This window comes from Neolewinella xylanilytica (genome assembly GCF_002934605.1).
Lineage (GTDB): Bacteria > Bacteroidota > Bacteroidia > Chitinophagales > Saprospiraceae > Neolewinella > Neolewinella xylanilytica.
Window position 1 is genome coordinate 1838259 of sequence record NZ_PTJC01000005.1, and the last position, 19788, is coordinate 1858046.

Consider the following 19788-nt stretch of genomic DNA (forward strand, 5'->3'; position numbering starts at 1 on the left):
CACCGCTTCCGTACCACGAAGCATTCGCCCCGAACGGAGTGGATTATCACAGTTTCACGAAGGTGCTCACCGTCACCTCCGTTCCTTCCCGTACGGTCAGGCGGTACATCCCCGCCGGAAGCGTACCTAGTTCGAATTGCTCGGTATGGACGTCCGCTACTTTCTGCAGGTTTCTGCTGCTCACCCGGCGTCCGTTCACGTCGTAGATAGAAACGGACACCTCCCCGGTGTAGGGGCTGGTCAGTTGCAGGGTCACGGCTTCCCGGGCGGGCACCGGGTAAACTAAGGCTTCGTGGGATGCGGCCGCCGGTTGGAAAGCGGGCGGGGTGGGGTGGGACTTCGCCAGGGGCGGGGAAGATTGGTCGCAGTTGGTGGCCTGGCCGCCCAGTCCGTTGGGCGTTCCCCCCAGTTTTGTCAGATGGATTTTATCCAACTCCGTATCCCCCTCCCGAAAGGCGATATCGAGTACGTTGGTACCCGATTGCAGGTAGAGGGCGGTACGAAAGAAGTTCCAGGTGAAGGCCGCTCCCCGCCGCAGGCCGGAAAGCCGGTACCAGGTACCCCCGTTGAGGCGCACCCAGTAGCTGTCACGGTCGGGGCCGCGGGCGCGGGAACGGGTGTAGAGGCGGAAACGACCGGCTTCGGCGTCGTCGATGGTGAACCGCAGGAAATTGGCCGCCGGGTCGCCGGGTGGGTTATCCAGGGCGTTTTGGCCCGGGGCGTAGACGAATTGGTCGCGGGAAACGGTCGGGTCGTTGACCACGACCCAGTTATCCCCCACCATCGCGCATTCCGCCTCCAACCAGTAGCTGGTATTTCCGGAAAGATCGTCGGCGCAGGCATCGCCGATGCCGTCTCCGTCCGCATCCGTTTGGGTTGGATTATAAGTGTAGGGACAATTGTCCTCCCCGTCGAGGACTCCGTCGTTATCGGAATCCGCGGTCGGCGCGGTGACCGCTACTATTACCCGGACGATATCGATGGAACCGTTATTATCCGTTACGGTGAGGAGGATGGGGTAGGTGCCCGGGGGGAACGTCTCCTGGAAGGTCACGCCGCTTTGGGTGTTTTCGTCGTAGGTCCATGCGTAGGTCAGCGGACCGCCCTCCGGGTCGTAAGAGAGGCTGCCGTCGAGCGTTACGGTGAAGGGCGCGACGCCCTCGTAATGGGTTTGGTGGACGGCGGCGATGGGGGGAAGGTTCTCCGGGCCGGCACAATTTTCGCCCGGTTCACCCGGTCCGACGGGCGTGGTTTCCCCCCGGGTGAGGTAAATTTTGTCGAGGAAGGTATTGCTTTCCCGGTAGGCGAAGTCGATCAGGTTCGTGCCCGCCCGCAGGTCGACGGTGACGGGCATGCGGTTCCAGTTGTAGGTGGAGCCGCGTTCGATATCCCGGTTCCAGGCGTACCAGTCACCGCCGTTGACCCGTACCCAGTAGCTGTCGCTATCGCGATTGGCCGCCAGTACGCGGGCGAACAGCTTATAGCTGCCCACCTGAACGTTATAAAGGGTGAAGCTCACCTGATTGTCCGGAACGTCGAAGGGGGGGCGGGTGAGGGAATTGTTGCCCGAAAGAAATACGGCCATATCGGGAAAGGAACCCGGTATGCTGATCCTGCTCCATTCCCGGCCGATGGTTGCGCATTCGGCTTCCAGCCACAAGTCCGATTCGCCCAGCGGGTATCCTTCGCAGGCATCGATGATCTCGTCTCCGTTGGTGTCCACTTGATCGGGATGGGCGACAACGGTTACCGTGGCGGAAGTGGTCGCCTGATTCCCCGCTACGTCGGTAACGGTGAGCACGACGGTATTTTGCCCTAAATCCGTGCAGCTAAAGCTGTCCCGATTAATGGATAGCTGGGCGATACCGCAGGCGTCGGTGGAGCCGTTGTCGAGGTCGGCGGCGGTGATGGTGACCGTGCCGCTCCTGTTCAGTTGAACCGTAATGTCCCGCGCTACGGCCGACGGGGACGTATGGTCTCCGCCGCGGACCGAAATCCATTCCGAGGTCGCGGTACAGCCACCTCCGGATACCGTCACCCGGTAGTTGCCCGCGGGCAAGCCAGTAAAGGTGCCGGTGGTGGTGGTGCGGGCAACCTGTCCGGTAAGCGTATACACCAGGTCCTCCCCGGAAGAACCCGTTGCCTGTACCACGATGGAACCGTCGGAGGCTGCCGGACAGCTTTCCGCAACCACGGTAGGCGAGGAGAGCGAGAGGGAGCAGTCCGCCTGGTTGGCGAAAATATAGGCTGCTCCGGAACGCAAAGTCCGACTTTCAGCCCTCGTCGCTCCGATGAAGGCTAGGTTGTCACTTGCTGCGACGCTCGAAGCAAAGTACTGTTCGGCCGATCCATCCATGGCAACTAGTTTATTGACGAATCCCCACTGGTCCGTCCCACCGACATTTTGGGAAAAGGTATAGGCTGATCCGGAATAGGGACCTTTCTCATCATCAAATGGCGCCGCTACGATGGCCAGGCTGTCGCCTATGGCCACGTCATAGCCAAATCCGGCGCTGGTCGACCCCACCTCGGGAATGAGTTTGGCCACTTGTCCCCAACGGTTGGGCCCGCCCACATCCCGGCCAAAAATGTAGGCCGCGCCCGTATCCGATCCCCTTTCGTCGTCCCATTCATCCGAGACGATGGCCCGATCACCGCTGATGGATACTCTCCGGCCAAAATAATTGGGGTATACAGGGTTGGGGGCAGTTAGTCTGGCAATCTGCCCCCACTGGTCAGCCCCGCCGGTGTTTCTGGAAAATATGCTGGCGAAACCCGCCTGAAGTCCTTCATCACTATTGTTTAGCGCCCCGACGATCACCGTGTCGCCGCTGATGGCTACGTCTCTGCCAAAGTTGTCATAATCTGCCGGGTTCGAGGCGGAAAGTTTGACGATCTGCCCCCACTGATCCGTACCTCCACCATTGCGGGAAAAAACGTAGGCTGCTCCGATTCCAGGCCCGTCGGTAGCGTCACTAAATGCTCCCACGATGACCAGTTCACCATTGGTCGCTACGCTATGGCCAAATCCGTCACCGGCCGAACCATAAGGGGAGGGCAGTTTAGCGATCTGTTCCCACTGGCTTGAACCTCCAGAAATGCGAGCGAAAACATAGGCGGCACCCGGAATGCTTCCTCTCGTATTTCCACCGGGCGCACCCACAACAACCAGATCATCACTTACGGCTACGCTGTAGCCGAAGTAGGTTTCCGCCTGACCGTCCGAGGCGTTGAGCTCAGCAATTTGTTTCCATTGGTTCGCACTTCCGGAATCCCTAGCAAACAGGTATGCTGAGCCGGCATTTGGTGTAGATCCCGTGTTGTCGTGTCCGGGAGCCCCGACGACGGCGAGGTTCCCGGACATTTCTACGCTGCTGCCGAAACGATCACCGACGGCACGATCGGAGGCAAGCAGTTTAGCTGTCTGATAAAACTCCTGGGTGGCGCCGGGCGCGGGAAGCAGGAAGGCCAGCAGCAGCCAGGCGGCTATCCAACGGGGCGGGGTGCGGTGGCCGATGCGTCCGGTTAAAAAGAAGCGGGAAACGGAAGTAGTAGGTAGTGGCATGATTGATAGTGTTTGCAAAGACCAGGAGCGAGTAAAGCGGAAGTGGCGGACACAAAGCGGCCCTTCACCACCGGAAAGGGAAAATCAAGTACGTCAGGGTAAAAGGTGTGCGGATCGCGTTGCTTGGCCGAAGCCAACGTCTTCCGCAATTCCTTCCGCCGGTGCGTAGCGCATACCACCGAAATCGGATTGTACCCAAATTAGCACCCGACGGGGAATTAGTTGATACCTTTTACGCGGAAGGGCGTAATTTCGGTGGGGCAAACCGGTTGTGCAAGGGCTTGAAACCAGCATTCGCTACGACGGCGGATGCCTCATGTTGATCGAGGGAGTTGCTTTATCCTATCCCCCCTCTCCTTGCTACTACCCGTGGAATGGTTTGCCGGCAACCGGAATACATACCGCCATTGGTCAGCCTTCGCGCAACCCGCGCTTCCCCCGCGCTCCGCCGTAAAAACATCGTACCTTTGCCCCTCCCGCAAAACGGGTGCCCCGATATGAGTGAAGCCATCCACCACGAGTGCGGTCTTGCGATGATCCGGCTCAAGAAGCCCCTCGATTACTACCATAAAAAGTACGGTACGCCCCTGCACGGCTTGAAGTGCCTACAGCTGCTGATGCGCAAAATGCGTAACCGCGGCCAGGACGGCGCCGGCATGGCCACCATCAAGCTGGACCACCCGCCCGGCAAGAAATTCATCAGCCGCAAGCGCAGCAACGCCTCCAACTACCTGGACGACCTCTGGCAGGGGGTCTACCGCCGCTTCGACGAGTTGACGCCCAAACAAATGGCCGATTCCAAGTGGCTGAAGGAAAACCTGCCCTACACCGGTGAGGTGATGATGGGGCACCTGCGCTACGGCACCCACTCCACCAACGCCATCGAAACCTGCCACCCCTTCCTGCGGCAGAGTAACTGGAAAACCCGCTGCCTGATCATCGCCGGTAACTTCAACCTGACGAACGTCAACGAGCTCTTCCAGGAGCTGGTGGACCTCGGCCAGTACCCGAAGGAGAAGTCGGACACGGTCACCGTACTGGAGAAGATCGGCCACTTCCTCGACGACGAGGTACAGCGCATCCACACCTGGCACAAGCCCGACGGCCACACCAACATCGAGATCAACGACATCATCGCCGAGGAACTGGACGTGCAGCGGCTGCTGAAGCGGGCCAGCAAGAAATTCGACGGCGGCTACGTGATGGGCGGCATGATCGGCCACGGCGACGCCTTCGTGATGCGCGACCCGGCGGGCATCCGGCCGGCCTTTTACTTCGAAGACGACGAGTTCGTGGCCGTAGCCTCCGAACGGCCGGCGCTGCAGACCGTCTTCAACGTACCCTTCGAGATCATCCGCGAAGTGGAACCCGGCCACGCCCTCATCATCAAGAAGAGTGGCAAGACCTCGATGGAGCCTTTCACGAAGCAGCTGCCCCGCGCGGCCTGCTCCTTCGAGCGCATCTACTTCAGCCGGGGCAACGACCGCGACATCTACCTGGAACGCAAAGAGCTGGGCCGCCGCCTGGCGAAGTCGATCGCCAAGGCCGTGAAGTACGACTTCGATAACACCGTCTTCAGCTACGTACCCAACACCGCCGAAACCGCCTTCTACGGCATGATCGAGGGGCTGGAAGACGAGCTGCGCCACTGGCGGAAGAAGGAGATGAAGCAGCGGGAAAAGAAGGGGAAAGACGGCTTCGGCAAGGTGCTCAAAACCCAGGTGCGCAACGAGAAGATCGTGGTCAAGGACGGTAAGACGCGCACCTTCATTGCGGATACCTCCAGTCGCGACGATATGGTCAGCCACGTCTACGACGTCACCTACGGCATCGTACGCGACCACGTCGATACCCTGGTGCTGCTCGACGACAGCATCGTGCGCGGTACCACCATGCGCGACTCCATCATCAAGATCGTGAGCCGGCTGAAGCCCAGGCGGATCATCATCGTCTCCAGTGCCCCGCAGATCCGCTACCCGGATTGCTACGGCATCGATATGTCCAAGATGGGCGAATTCGTGGCCTTCAAGGCGATGGAAGCCCTGCTGGAGGAGAAGGGGAAGAAAAAGGTCATGAAGCAAGTCTATAAAAAGGCCGTCGCCGAGCTGAAGAAGCCGGACAACAAGCAGAAGAACGTGGTCAAGGAACTTTACGACCAGTTCAAATACGAGGACGTCTCCAAGAAGATCGCCCAGATCATGACTCCGAAGAGTACCAAGCCGAAGGTGGACGTGATCTACCAGACCATCGAGGATCTCCGCAAGGCCTGCCCCGAAAATAACGGCGACTGGTACTTCAGCGGAAACTATCCTACGCCGGGAGGCTTCCGCGTGGTGAACCGGGCCTTTGTGAACTATATGGAGGGAAGTGGGGAACGGGCTTATTAGTCGGGTAGTCTGTTAGTCGGGTAGTCTGTTAGTCGGGTAGTCGGGTAGTCGGGTAGTTGGCTGGCTTCGCCATCCGGGCTAGTAGCTGGATATTCTTTGGGGCGCTGAAGTGGGTCGGGCGGTAGTTGGGTTAGCTGATCATTTTCGGCTTCGGATCGCCCGTGGTGACGGTGTAAAGGCGCAGGGGTTCGGAACGGCCGCGGAGGGGGGGCGTACCGACGTGGCGGAGGGAGTACTGTTCGCCGAGGGGAAGGCGTTCGAGGAGATTGAAGGATACCAGTAGGTCGACCTGGTAGGTGTTGCAGAGGGACTGGATGCGGGCCGTGGCGTTGAGGACGTCGCCGGTAAAGGTGATGTGCTTCTTTATCACGCCCACTTCGCCGGCGGTCACGGGGCCGAAGTGCAGGCCGGCTTTGAATTCCGGGACCAGTCCGAATTCCGTTTCGTAGCGGTCTGTCCGCTGCCATAGTTCGCTCTGCATGGCGAAAAAGCACCGCAGGCAATTGTTGTTACGCAGCCCCTCGGGGAGCGTCCAGGTCACAATCACTTCGTCGCCTACGTACTGGTAAATCTCGCCGCCGTGGCGGTCGATGGCCGCGGACAGGTCGGCGTAATAAGCGCGTAGCAGGTTGAAGTAGCGGCGGTGACCGAGCCGTTCCGTTAGGGTGGTGGAGGAGCGCATGTCCAGAAACAGGAAAATCCGCTCTTCCCGAATGGGTTGGTGGTAGGTGCCAGCCAGATAGCTGAGTAGGGTGGTATGCCCGATCAGCTCGCTGACCTGGGCGTAAACGATCGACAGCCCGATGGTGACGGAAAGCTGCAGGGCGGTACTCAAATGGGTGAGGCTGACCAGGTAGCGGCCGAGTTTAGACCAAACCGCGGGGTCCAGTACGCCGGTGCCTTGCTCCATCGCTGCCGCCAGGGGAAAGGTGGTCAGCACCACCAGGTGAATGAACAGGAGGTAGACAAGTAATTTGTACAGCGCCTTGCGCAAGAACGGCACGTGGCTGAACCGGCGGTTGAGGAAGTAGAGTTCCACGTAGCCGACCGAGAGGCCGATTACGATCATTGCGGCGAGGGCAAAAACAAGAATCCGGAAGTCGGGCAGAATAGCGGTGTCCGTGTCCGGAAAGCGCCCGCCCGCGGTAGTCCATTCGATCAATAGGAAGACCAACGAGGAGGACAGCCAGATCCCGCCGAAGGGCAGGACACGGAGGAAGCGCCGCCGCTGGGTGACCGTAAGCATGCACTAAAGGTAGCGGTCGTGCCCTAGCTCGCAAAACCAGTGCCCACGGAAGCCACGCGTCCGGACTCCCGCAGGCCCCGGTGGGGGAAGTTATGCATAGTGTCGTTGCCGGTAAGACGGGACGCGAGAAGCCGCCGTTGGTCGCTTAACCGGTTTTTCTATAGAGGAGGCTTCCCGTGGGTTTGTGCCCCTGCGATTATTCCGGTATTCCTACTTTAGCCGGCGTGCGGGGCTCCACCGTGCCGTCTTTCATATTACGGCTGAAGCAAGGCTTATCCGCCGCTGGAGGGGCAGGGGGGGGGCGCGCTCCGGCCGACACGAGGCCGGGTTATTGGTGAACCGGGAAAGTATTGGGTATGATCAAATTCTTGTTGACCACCTTCGGTGCGTGGCTGTTCGGTACGACGGTAGTCGCGGCGCAGAATCCCGCTATTCAGGTACTGTATACGGCGGATCCCGCGCCGGTAGTATACCGGGATACCGTGTTCCTGTACGTGGGCCACGACGAGCCGGACGCGCCGGAGGATAAATTCCTGATGCGGGAGTACCGGTTGTTCACTAGCGTGGACATGGTGAACTGGACGGCCCATCCCGCCCCACTGAAGACGAGCGATTTTGCTTGGTCGGCCGGGGATGCCAGTGCCGCCCAGTGCATCGAGCGCAACGGAAAATGGTACTTCTACGTCTCCACCCTTAACCGGGACCATCCCGGCGTCAGTGTGGGCGTGGCGGTGGCCGATAGTCCCTACGGCCCGTTTCGGGATGCGCTCGGGGAAGCATTGGTCACCAACGATATGACCACCTTCGGCGAGCATGCCTGGGATGATCTCGACCCAACGGTTTTCGTTGAGGAGGGACAGGCTTACCTCTACTGGGGCAACAATGCCTGCTACCGGGCCCGGCTCAACGACGATATGGTTTCCTTGGCTGGTGAGATTACCGCGCTCGACATTCACGATCCCCAAATCTTCGGCCCCGATTTTGAAGAGGCGCCCTGGGTGTACCGGCACGGAAATCGCTTTTACCTCATCTATGCCTCGGACCCGAACGAGTCGCTGCACTACGCCGTGGCCGCCGAACCCGAAGGGCCGTGGCGCTACGGCGGTAAGCTGATGGACCGCACCGGCAGCAGCGGATCGAATCACCCGGCGATCATCGAGTTTCGGGGGCACTCCTACCTCTTCTACCATACCGGTGAACTGCCCGGCGGGGGTGACTTCCACCGGGCGGTATGCATCGAACCCTTTAGCTACCGGGCTGACGGCTCCATTCCCCCCATTCCGAAGACGCGGCGGGGCGTGACCGAAGCGGTAGCCAGGTTGGACCCCTATCGACGCACCGAGGCGGAAACGATAGCCTGGTCGGAGGGCCTCACCGTGGCCGACGGCGATTCCGCAGGGGTTTACGTCGGCGGCATCCACGACGGCGACTACCTGAGCGTGCGCAACGTCGACTTCGGCGGGGGAGGATCCGGGGCGTTCGAGGCCGCCGTGTCCAGCCGCTACCTCGGTGGCAGCATGGAGATCCGGCTGGATGCGGTGGACGGTGATTCCCTGGGGGTGCTGCGGGTACCCTACCTCGGTGACTGGGAGGATTGGCAGACCCTCCGTACGGAAGTAAAGGAGATCCGGGGGGTACACGACCTGTACTTCGTGTTTCGCGGCGGCGCGCCCCAGGAACTATTCCGTTTCAATTCCTGGCGGTTTCGGTGACGCAGGGCGAGCCAGCGGCACCGTAAAATCCTGGATCGCCCCGCCACCGTGGACGGGCGTGCGCGTTAAGGCCGGACCGTAGGACTTAGATCATAGTGTCGCCTGCATTTCCATTGGTATAAGATTTCCGGAATTTAGTCTATTACCGTGCAGCCTTGCTTATTTTGTTACAGTCCTTTAATGCCTAACCAAACTGTTACGATGCGCAACTTTACCTACCTAAGCCTGGTCTGCCTCTGCCTGGGGCTGCCGCTGACGGTGCTGCACGCCCAGGAGGCGAGTGGCGAACCCAAAATGATAACCTCCGTGGAGGGGGTGACCGAATACGAGCTCGATAACGGCCTCACGGTACTTCTCTTCCCGGATCAGTCCGTGCCTACCACCACGGTCAACGTGACCTACAAAGTGGGTTCCCGCCACGAGGCCTACGGCGAGACCGGTATGGCTCACCTGCTGGAGCACCTCGTTTTCAAGGGGACCCCCGACCACCCGAATATTCCCCAGGAGCTTACCGAGCACGGCGCCCGACCGAACGGCACCACCTGGTACGACCGCACCAATTACTTCGAAACCTTCTCCGCCTCGGACGAAAACCTGGAATGGGCACTCGACATGGAAGCCGACCGGATGGTCAATTCCTTCATCGCCGCCGATGACCTCGAAAGCGAAATGACGGTAGTCCGTAATGAATACGAGAGCGGCGAAAACGACCCCACCGGCGTGCTGATGGAGCGGGTGTTGAGCACCGCTTACCTCTGGCACAACTACGGTAAGTCCACCATCGGCTCCAAGGCAGACCTCGAAAACGTACCGATCGAGCGGCTGCAGGGTTTTTACAAAAAGTATTACCAACCGGATAATGCCGTCCTGGTGGTTGCCGGTAAGTTCGACCCCGAACGCACCCTCGAATTGGTCGAGGAGAAGTTCGGTAGTATTCCCCGTCCCGACCGCGAACTGTACGAGACCTACACCCGCGAGCCCGTCCAGGACGGCGAGCGCTTCGTGGAACTCAAGCGGGTGGGCGACGTACAGGTAGTGCAGGCCGCCTACCACCTGCCGGCCGGGCCCCATCCCGATTACCCCGCCCTGGCCGTGCTGGTCAATACGCTGGTCGACGAGCCCGGTGGTATTCTGTACAAGGCGCTCGTTGAGAACGGAGACGCCAGCAGCATGTGGGGCTTTGCTCCCGCGCTTGCCGAACCCGGCTTCGCCCTCTTCAACGCCAACGTGCTGAAGGAAAACGATCTCGCGGCCGTGGAAACCGCCCTGAAGAACACCCTCGACAGCCTGGCGCAGAATCCGCCCACTGAGGAGCAGGTCAAGCGGGCCAAGGACGGTATCCTGAAAAACTTCGAGCTCAACCAGCGCGATGCCAACCGCGTGGGCCTCCTCATGAGTGCTTATATCGCCCAGGGTGACTGGCGGCTAGGCTACATTTACCGTGACCGGGTAGAGCAGGTGACCGTAGCCGACGTCGTCCGGGTGGCGGAGAAGTACTTCAAGCCGGAGAACCGCACCATCGGCCGCTTTTATCCCGTTGAAAAGCCCGAGCGCTCGGAAATCCCCGAAGTCAACGACCTCAATGCCATGACCGAAGGCTACACGGGGCGGGAGGCGATCGCCGAAGGGGAGGAATTCGACCCCTCGTACGACAACATCGATAGCCGTACCGTCACCGGTACCCTGGGCGAGAATGACAACATCGAATACATGCTCCTGCCCAAGGAAACCCGCGGCAACAGCGTAAACGCCCAACTGGTATTCCGTTTTGGCAATCTTGCCGTCCAGGAAGGGCGGTCCGAGGCTGGCGATAAGGTTGGCCAAATGCTGATGATGGGCTCGGAGAAGTACAGCCGGCAGGAAATCCAGGACAAGCTCGACGAACTGAAAGCCCGGGTCAACGCCTACGGAAGCGACGGCGTACTGGTCTTTAGTATCGAAGCCGAAAACGAACGGCTCCCCGAGGTGATCGACCTGATCGGAGAAGTGGCACGCCACCCCGCCTTCCCCCAGGTTGAGTTTGATAAGATGGTGAAGGAAGAACTGGCCTCCATCGACGAGCAGCGCAGCGATCCCCAGTCCATCGTCTTCCAGGAGATGCAGCGCCGCACCAACGATTACCCCGAGGGGCACCCCTACTACGTGCCCACCTTCGACGAGCGCCAGGAGCAACTGAAGCGCCTGACCGTGGAGGAGGTCAAGACGTTCTACGAGGAGGTCTTCGGTGGTGGCAACACCACCTTTGCGGCCAGTGGCGACCTGGATGTCGAGGCCGTCAAGGAAGCCCTCACCCGTAACTTCGGCGACTGGAGCAGCCCCGTGCCCTTCGAGCGCATTCCCCGCAGCTATGCCGCCGTCGATCCGGAAATGGTGAAAATCGAGACGCCCGATAAGGCCAACGCCTGGTTCGTGGCCACCCAGACCCTCCCGATCAACGATGCTCATCCCGACTACCCGGCCCTGGTGCTGGGCAACTACATGCTCGGTGGTGGTTTCCTCAATAGCCGACTGGCCACGCGTATCCGGCAGCAGGACGGACTGAGCTACGGCGTTGGCAGCCAGTTCAGTGCCAGCTCCATCGACGACCGCAGCGTTTTCTTGTCCTACGCCATTTACAATCCGGAGAACCGCGAGGCCCTGGAAAAAGCCTTCCGGGAAGAGATCGACAAAGTGCGGACCGAAGGCTTTACCCAGGAAGAGCTCGCCGCCGCAAAAAGCGGTTGGAAGCAGAACGCCGCCGTCAGCCGCGCTCAGGACGACAGCATGGCCGGGCAGCTGGAAGACAACGCGTACCTCGACCGGACCATGCAGTGGGACAAAGAGTTGGAGGAAAAGATGATGAGCCTCACCCCCGAGCAGGTGAACGCCGCCGTCAGCAAGTACATCGACGTCGATAAAATGGTGCTCCTGCGCGCCGGCGACTTCGCCAAGACCGAGTCGGTAAAGAAACCGTAACCCTTTCTCCGGACATACGTTATTTTGCGCGGGGCCGCGGGTGCAATGACACCCGCGGCCCCGCTTGCTATTTCATATCCCAATTACATGCGCTACCTCTACCTGTTCCTGCTAACCGCTACCCTCGCCGCCTGCGATCCCGGTGCGACAACCCCTGAAGAAACGACCCCCGCCGCTCCGGACCGCGAAGCCGACGGCGAAGAGCCGATGATGCTGACCGCAGCCGGCGTGGAATCGGAAACGGTTTTCGACTTCGAAGACATCATCTGGGGCTTCACCTGGCTACCCGACGGGCGTATATTGGCTACCGTCAAGGACGGCCGGTTTCTACTGATCGACGGCGACGGCCATACGGAGATCGCCGGTGCCCCGGAAGTACGCGACGCGGGCCAGGGTGGGCTGCTGGACGTCCTGCTCGACCAGGATTTCGAGAATAACCGCTACGTCTACCTGACGTATAGCCGCCCCGAACAGGGCGGTGAACTGGGCTTTACCTCCGTGGGCCGCGGCACGCTAAGCCAAGACGCTACCCGGCTGGAAAACTTCACCTCCCTCTACGACGGTGGGCCCGCTACCGATAAGGGGCAGCACTACGGAAGCCGTATGGTCTGGGGTCCAGAGAACGGACACCTTTACTTTACCATCGGTGACCGCGGTAATCGCGACGAAAATCCCCAGGATACGACCCGCGACGGAGGCAAAGTGTACCGCATCACCGCCGACGGGGCAATACCGCAGGATAATCCCTTCGCCGGTGTTCCCGGCGCGAAGGAGGCGATCTATTCCTACGGCCACCGCAATCTCCAGGGTCTGGCCGTTCATCCCGAAACGGGCGCAATCTGGGAGCACGAGCACGGTCCGCGCGGGGGCGACGAAGTAAACGTTATCGAAGCGGGAAAGAATTACGGCTGGCCGGTCATCACCTACGGCATCAACTACGACGGCACCCAAATCACCCAGGAAGTGGGAATGGAAGGCATGGAGCAGCCGGTGCACTACTGGGTACCGAGCATCGCGCCGAGCGGAATGGCCTTCGTAACCGGTGACCGCTATCCGGGCTGGAAAAACGACTTACTGGTGGGCAGCTTACGGTTCAGCTTCCTGAAACTCGTTCACCTGGACGGTACCGAGGTGACCGGCGAACAGGACCTGATCAAGAATATCGGCCGCCTGCGGGACGTCCGCATGGGCCCCGACGACTACATCTACGCCAGTATCGAGGGCACCGGTATCGTAAGGGTAGTACCGCGTAGCGACGAACTCAGTCGGTAAGCTGCTAGCCAGCAGCAATCAAGATTTCTGGCGTCCAGCTGCCAACACCGCCGACGAAGCTACGTCCGCCCGGCGACCACCCACGAAACGATTCGGCGGCTCTTGCCCCCCGGCCCTCGCAGGGGGAGGGAGCCGCCGATGGTGCTATCGAGATTCAGTTCGTCCTTGGTGATGGGGGCCCAGGAACCATGCGATGATTACGCAACCGGTACGCGTACGGCCCGGTCCTAAAGGGGACGGCACGAAGCTAGGGAGGTCTGGAATGCGCAAAGCGAGCGAAGGGCCGCGCGTACTAAGCGATCGCGCTACCGATCAGGAAAAACATCACCAGCAACACGACGCATCCCGCGACGACCATGCGGGTCCGCTCCATGCGGGTCTGACTATCGCGGTGTGATTTCCTGAACTGATTCAGCGGAGTTTCGGCTTCGCGGTTGATGCGGCAGGAGTAATCGTAATGATTGCCGCCCGTGTGGTCGATACTGACTTCGCAGAGTTCCTGATCGAGGAAAACGGTATAGGTTTTGGACTCACGGACGTCGAAGTCGATTTGAACAACCCGGTCGTTGCAGTGCAGTACCACGTGTTGCGTCTTGTCTCCATGAAAGAGACCAAGCGTATAGTGTGCACCTTGGTAGCCGGTTATGTTCCAGGAGAATTGTGGCATAGGGTGGACCGCAAATGCGGCATTAAGTTTCGAAAAGAAGGTACCGCCAAAATTTCACAAAAGCGAAATTTTAACTTCTTAAAGGCAATAACGTCGGCGGGAGCGCGGGGGTTTACTTAAGCTTGCCGGAGTCGAAGTCGGGCCATTTCCCGTCGATGCCTAGCAGCCGGAAGCGGGCGAACATTTCCTCCTTGTACCAACCCCGCTGGCGAGTGAGGCGAACGACCTCCTGGTGGTGCTCGCCGGCATAGGCGTAATCGGTCATGGCCCGCCCGGTCGCCCACACGCTGAAGGTGGCCTGCATGAAGACGGGATACTCCCCGATACCCAGACTCAGCAAGCGTGCCGGGTGATCGTACACCGAAGCACTGGTGCGGGGGACGTAGCGCCAGAAGTCAGGCAGTTTGGTCGGGTGGATGGTCGCCCGGGTGATAACGGCGACCGGTCCTTCGGCATCGTAGCTTCGGGGGTCGGGCAGGAAGGGCATCGTTCCGCCCCATTCCCCGTGCGCCATCGTGGGTTGCATCCGGAAGGTGATCCGGTGATCGGTGTGCTCCCGCACTTCGGCGAACCAGTCGTTTTCGGCGAAGAAGCGGTCAGCCGCCCCTTCATCCGACCACTGCCCCAGCCAGGCGTATACCTTCCAGTTAGGACGCAGGCTAAAACCGTTTCCGCCACCGGAACCCATGAGGCGATAAAATTCCAGGCCCGGTACGTCCGTTAACCGTTGGTGTGCCCGTTGCATCTGAGTGAGCGCCCAAAAGCGGTCTGACAGGGCGGGGTAGTGCAATAGCGATAGGGTAGTGATGCCGGTTCGATTTAATAGACAAACTATACACCTGCCCTTACCGTTCAAAAATAGTACCCGGAAGAGTGCCACCTAAATTGTAATTTTCCCCTCATGGATTTGAAGATGAAAAAAGAGGGCAAGTTCGACTACCTGGAAACGGGGGGCTCGGGCGAACCCATGCTTTTGTTACACGGACTGTTCGGGGGGCTCAGCAACTTCGGTGCCCAGATCGAGGCCTTCCGTGGCCGGTACAACGTCGTCATTCCTACCCTCCCCATCTTCTCCCTCCCGCTGCGCAAGGTTTCCCTGGCGGGGCTGGTTACGCATTTGGCGGACTTCGTAGAACACAAGAACTTCGATCGCGTCCACCTGATGGGCAACAGCCTGGGTGGCCACGTCGGCATCCTTTTCGCCATCGACCACCCGGAATCCATCGCCAGCATCACGCTGACGGGTAGCAGCGGGCTCTTCGAAAGTGCCATGGGCAACAGCTTTCCCCCGCGGAATAACTACGAATTCATCAAGAAAAAGACCGAGAGCACCTTTTACGATCCCGCTACCTCCTCGAAGGAGTTAGTGGACGAGGTCTACAATACGGTCAACGACCGGAACAAGGGGATCCGGATCGTTATGACCGCCAAATCCGCCGTACGCCATAATCTAGCGCACAAACTCGATGCCATCACGGCACCCACCTTGCTCGTCTGGGGGAACCAGGACACTATCACGCCCCCCTTCGTCGGCCAGCAGTTTCACGAGCTCATCGCCGATAGCGAACTCCACTTCATCGACAAATGCGCCCACGCCCCGATGATGGAACGCCCCCTGGAGTTCAACCGGATCATGAATAATTTCCTGCAACGGGTGATGGAGCGGCAGCCCTCGGCGGCTTAGATCGCTAGTCGTCCGCCGACGGGTCCTGCCATTCTATTTCCGGATCGGTTCGGCAGACGAACTTAGCGGGTGGCCAGGTCCGCGTTGACGATACCCCAACCGAAATCACCGGAGCGGCCGGGATACAGGCTGGAAGCCGCTTTCATCCGTTGCAGGACTTGCTCGCGGGTCTGACCGGGATTCGTTGCCCACACCAGAGCGGCAATTCCGGCCGTGGTGGCCGTGGCCGCACTGGAACCGCCTACGTAGCCCGGGGTGGCACCGTTGCGGCTCAGGGTGATGGTGGACCGGCCATTGTCCTCGCGGCGCTGCATGACGGCAACGAAATCCACCTCGCTACCGTCGTGACAGGTGTTGCAGCGAAGGTAGGGCGTACCGGTTTGGATGCCCGTCACTGCGACGGTTTCGTTCATGCTGGCGGGGAAGATGACGCCGTACCAGCTCGTCCAGCTGAGACTGGTGCCGGCGGCGGCCAGGATCATTTTTCCGCGATTGTGGGCATAGTAGACGCCATCCTTAACGGTACCGCTGCTGAATACGTCCCCGATCGACATACTGACGATCTGGGTGCCCGCATCCTGACCGGCAATAACCAGGGCGTCCTTCACCCCGCGTTTTTCCTTGCTGGCGTTGATGATGACGTCGCTGGTAGCCCGGATCGCCAGCAGGTCGCTTTTGTACGCTACGCCGACGGAACTCCCGGTGCCGGTGAGGGGAGCGGCCGCCAGTCCGGCCATCTGAGTGCCGTGGCCGCACTGGTCGTCGGGCCCGTCGGTGCGGCTGCTCCACCAGCTGGGTTGGTATACCCCCAGTCGGGTAAGCTCGCGGCCGTTCCCGAAGTTTCCGTTCAGCCGGTCCTGCTCCGGGTAAGTTCCGGAATCGATGATGCAGATACCGATGTTGTCGCCCTGGCTCCGGGTCCAGGCCTGGGGAATCCCCATGGGCTCGTAGGTCCAGGAGACTTTTGCTCCCGGTGCTACGGTGTAGTAGTCTTCGCCGTCGAGGTTTGCGGCGGGAGCTCCGCTACAGCCGGAGTCCGAGCGGAACTCAATCTCTTCCGGGCTGTAGTTGCTCGGTTCCAGGTAGCGTACCTCCGGCCGGCGGCGGAATTCCGCCAGGACTCCCGGATGGAGGATTCGAACTTCCAGGATCGGTAGGACGCCATCTTCGGGTGCCACGAAGAGCTCCTCGTCCGTCGGGGCTTCCCCGGTCAGGCGTTCGGTGGCGGCGCGGAGGTCGGCGACCAGCCGATCGCGGGTCGTTTTCCACTCCCCGGCGGTCACCTCGATTTCGTGGATGCGGTCCGGCAGGTTTTCGAAGTCGGCGGGCTGGTAGCCCAGCACGGCTTCCCGGTCGCTCAGCGTCAGGGCCGACCACACCACCTGGTCGCTGGCATCATTCCAGTCGAAGACCCGGTCGGTCGTTTGAAGGTGGTCTTCCACCAGGGCGTTCAGCGCACTGCGGGTGAGGGGCTCGGTGGGGGCAGCCGTCGTTTCGATCCGGTCTTTTTCGCAACCGGTGACGGATAGCGCGAGTAGAAGCGCCAGAAGTAGTATTCGCTGCATAGTGGAAGGTTGGTGTCTCTCTTGCGGCGGAGCGCAGGAGGATCGTATTTGTCCGAATTCGGTGGATGTTTGGATATTTGGTTTGAATGTAGGCTTTTGTTTTGGTTTTTTGATTTTGGATCTATTTTTATTCTTTTGGGAGGGATGTGTATCTCCTGACGTTTCACGTCGGTTTATGGGGTTTGACTGCGCGGTAGTCTGGTAAGGAGACCGCAGCGCGGTCTAACGTACATTGCCTGCAGTGCAACTGCGGGCAAAAGGTGCTCACCCCATCCCCGACCGCAGCGCGGTCGAACCCCCTCGGCAAGTACCGCACCACCGTCCGTAGTGGGGCCGGAGGACGGAGGGGAGCCGGGAGATGCCAGGGATTAATGGTTTGCTAAAATCCGTACCACGATTAGACGGTAAGGCCCGGGGGTGCGTTATTTGCGTATGGCTCGATTCCAACTCTGTTTACTGCTCGCAATTTTCGTCTGCACCTGCGCTTCGGCGCAAAACGCCGTATTGCCCCGCCCGAGTCGGGATTATTTCGCTTATCGCACTTTTACCCAGGCCGACAGCCTGCGCGGCACCCTGGGGCCCGCCCGCGCCAACTACGACGTAACCTACTACGAACTCCACCTCGACGTGGACCCCGTGGAGCAAATGATCGACGGCTACGTAGACATGGACTACCGCGTCACCGGGCCGTTGCCGTTGCTGCAACTCGACCTTTACGAAAATCTCGACATCGACCGGATCGAGCAGGGCGGCAATACCCTTCGCTATACCCGTAAGGGGAATGCCGTTTTCATCCAGCTACCGGCGGGTACGGAACCGGACACCATGACCCACCGGATGCGCATCCATTACGGCGGCAAACCCACCGAAGCGAAGAATGCCCCCTGGGACGGCGGATTCGTGTGGGGGCTCGACCAGCGCAACCGCTACTGGGTAGGAGTGGCCTGCGAGGGCGACGGCGCCAGTCTCTGGTGGCCCAACAAGGATCACTTAAGCGACGAGCCCGATAGTATGCTCATCAGCATCACCGTACCCGATCGGCTGTTCGTGGCCAGCAACGGCAACCTGCGGGAAGAAGTGGAGCTGGAAAACGAGCGGAAGAAGCGCTACGACTGGTTCGTCAGCTACCCGATTAACAACTACAACGTCTCGATCGGCATCGGCCACTACACCCACTTCTCCGATACCTACCGGGCGTTCGACGGGGAAGAGCTCGAGCTCGATTATTACGTCATCGACTACAACCTCGCCAAAGCGCGCAAGCAGTTCAAGCAAGTGCACCCCATGCTGGAGGCGTATGAGCACTACTTCGGCAAATACCCATTCTGGGAGGACGGCTTCGCCCTCATCGAAACCCCCTACCTGGGCATGGAACACCAGAGCGGAATCGCCTACGGCAACCAGTACATGCGGGGCTACCTGGGCGGGTTGATTCCGGACGATATGGACTGGGACTACATCATCGTCCACGAAGCCGGCCACGAGTATTTCGGTAATTCCGTCAGCGTGGCCGACCATGCCGAAATGTGGGTGCACGAGAGCTTCACCACCTATATGGAAGCCCTCTACGTGGAATTTCACTACGGCGCCGATGCCGCCCGTAACTACCTGGAAACCCAGCGGCGGTTCGTAGCCAACGAGGAGCCGATGCTCGGTCCGCTAGGGGTCAACTTCACCGATTTCAAAAGCTCGGACCACTATTACAAAGGCGCCTGGATGCTACACACCCTACGGGCGGTCATCAACGACGACCCACTTTTCTTCGGCATGTTGCGCAGCTTCTATCAGGATCATACGCGGAGCATTGTCGGCACGCAGGACGTGATCGATTATTTTAGCAGCTATAGCGGGATGGATCTGCAGTCCTTTTTTACCCAGTACCTGATGCATCCTACCGTTCCCGTGCTGGAGATCCGGCAGACCGGCGAGGAGGTGGAATTCCGGCTGAGCGCCGACGTCCCCGGGCTGGCCATGCCCGTAGGCGTATACATCAAGGACGAGCCGGTGCGGCTGCTGACTACGGAAATCTGGCAGCCGATGGGTAATGGCTTCGGGTTGGACGACGTACGGATCGACGAATCGCGCTACCTAGTTGACCTCTCCCGCCAGCAACCGAAGCGGTAATCAGGGCCGATCCACGGCGGCGGCCAGTTCGTCGTACCATTCCGCCCCGTATTTCCGGATAAGCGCCGGGCGGGCAAATTCGAAGATGCGAATGCGTTCTCGGGCCCCGCGGCTGCAGGCGGCGCTGCAGATGTCCCACACGTCGTAGTTAAGGGCTTCGAAACCCGTCTGGGGATTCTTTTTCACCCGAATGGGGTAGAGGTGGCAACTGATCGGCTTTTTCCAGGCGATGGCCCCATCGTTGTAAGCCTGCTCGATACCGCACTGGGCGGTACCGGTGGCGTCGAGGGTCATATAGGCGCAGGCGGCACCGTCCACGAGGGGGGTATCGGTACTTTGCCCGTTGCGGACGTACTTGCCCTGCTCGTCGATGGCGGCTCGCCCCGCGTCGGTGAGGTAGGGGGAGACGGCGGCGTAGATTTCCTCCAGTATCGGTAGTTCTTCCGCTTCCAACGGAGCGCCGTAGTCACCCTCCCAACAACAGGCGCCCTTACAGGCGGTCAGATTGCAGGCAAAGTGCTCGTCGGTGACGTCGTCGCTGACCAGGATGGAGCCGATGATGTACATACGGGTAGTAATTTCGGAGGACAAAGGTACGCAACCCCGGTACC

12 protein-coding genes are annotated in these 19788 nt (G+C 60.1%); 6 read left to right on the forward strand and 6 right to left on the reverse strand.

Annotation, left to right across the window (positions count from 1 at the left end; translation table 11 throughout):
- Positions 1 to 46: 46 nt before the first annotated feature.
- Positions 47 to 3565 carry a T9SS type A sorting domain-containing protein gene (locus CLV84_RS07270; protein ID WP_104419052.1) on the reverse strand — a complete coding sequence of 1173 codons (3519 nt, stop codon included), beginning with the start codon at positions 3563 to 3565 and terminating at the stop codon, positions 47 to 49.
- A 497-nt stretch (positions 3566 to 4062) separates the two neighbouring features.
- Between CLV84_RS07270 and CLV84_RS07275 the strand changes: the two genes are divergently transcribed.
- A complete protein-coding gene (locus CLV84_RS07275; RefSeq protein WP_104419053.1) occupies positions 4063 to 5952 on the forward strand; it encodes an amidophosphoribosyltransferase in 1890 nt (629 codons plus the stop codon).
- 130 nt (positions 5953 to 6082) lie between these two features.
- Here CLV84_RS07275 and CLV84_RS07280 read toward each other — a convergent pair whose 3' ends face one another.
- A complete protein-coding gene (locus CLV84_RS07280; RefSeq protein WP_104419054.1) occupies positions 6083 to 7198 on the reverse strand; it encodes an adenylate/guanylate cyclase domain-containing protein in 1116 nt (371 codons plus the stop codon).
- Between the two features lie 356 nt (positions 7199 to 7554).
- Between CLV84_RS07280 and CLV84_RS07285 the strand changes: the two genes are divergently transcribed.
- From CLV84_RS07285 to CLV84_RS07295, 3 genes are all read left to right on the forward strand, one after another.
- On the forward strand, positions 7555 to 8910 hold the full coding sequence (locus CLV84_RS07285; protein ID WP_104419055.1) for a glycoside hydrolase family 43 protein: 1356 nt from the start codon (positions 7555 to 7557) through the stop codon (positions 8908 to 8910).
- A 180-nt stretch (positions 8911 to 9090) separates the two neighbouring features.
- Positions 9091 to 11865 (forward strand): M16 family metallopeptidase, encoded by a 2775-nt coding sequence (locus tag CLV84_RS07290; RefSeq protein ID WP_245911405.1) that lies wholly within the window; start codon positions 9091 to 9093, stop codon positions 11863 to 11865.
- A gap of 87 nt (positions 11866 to 11952) precedes the next feature.
- Positions 11953 to 13137, forward strand: coding sequence for a PQQ-dependent sugar dehydrogenase (locus tag CLV84_RS07295; RefSeq protein WP_104419534.1), 1185 nt, complete (start codon positions 11953 to 11955; stop codon positions 13135 to 13137).
- A 292-nt stretch (positions 13138 to 13429) separates the two neighbouring features.
- Here the strand turns inward: CLV84_RS07295 and CLV84_RS07300 are convergent, their stop codons facing one another.
- Both CLV84_RS07300 and CLV84_RS07305 read right to left on the reverse strand, forming a co-directional pair.
- Positions 13430 to 13804, reverse strand: a complete 375-nt coding sequence (locus tag CLV84_RS07300; protein WP_104419057.1) for a hypothetical protein — start codon at positions 13802 to 13804, stop codon at positions 13430 to 13432.
- 112 nt (positions 13805 to 13916) lie between these two features.
- Entirely contained in the window at positions 13917 to 14594 is a 678-nt protein-coding gene (locus tag CLV84_RS07305; protein WP_245911407.1) for a hypothetical protein, read from the reverse strand.
- 111 nt (positions 14595 to 14705) lie between these two features.
- Here CLV84_RS07305 and CLV84_RS07310 point away from each other — a divergent pair, with 111 nt between their 5' ends.
- Positions 14706 to 15488, forward strand: coding sequence for an alpha/beta fold hydrolase (locus CLV84_RS07310; protein WP_104419058.1), 783 nt, complete (start codon positions 14706 to 14708; stop codon positions 15486 to 15488).
- Positions 15489 to 15550: 62 nt separating this feature from the next.
- On the opposite strand, the gene CLV84_RS07315 is transcribed toward CLV84_RS07310, so the two are convergent.
- Positions 15551 to 17053, reverse strand: a complete 1503-nt coding sequence (locus CLV84_RS07315; RefSeq protein WP_104419059.1) for a S8 family peptidase — start codon at positions 17051 to 17053, stop codon at positions 15551 to 15553.
- Between the two features lie 432 nt (positions 17054 to 17485).
- On the opposite strand from CLV84_RS07315, the gene CLV84_RS07320 reads away from it, so the two are divergent.
- A complete protein-coding gene (locus tag CLV84_RS07320; protein WP_104419060.1) occupies positions 17486 to 19177 on the forward strand; it encodes a M1 family metallopeptidase in 1692 nt (563 codons plus the stop codon).
- Here CLV84_RS07320 and CLV84_RS07325 read toward each other — a convergent pair whose 3' ends face one another.
- Positions 19178 to 19744: a DUF3109 family protein gene (locus CLV84_RS07325; protein ID WP_104419061.1), complete on the reverse strand. Its 567-nt coding sequence runs from the start codon at positions 19742 to 19744 to the stop codon at positions 19178 to 19180. It abuts the gene before it with no gap.
- Positions 19745 to 19788 lie beyond the last annotated feature (44 nt).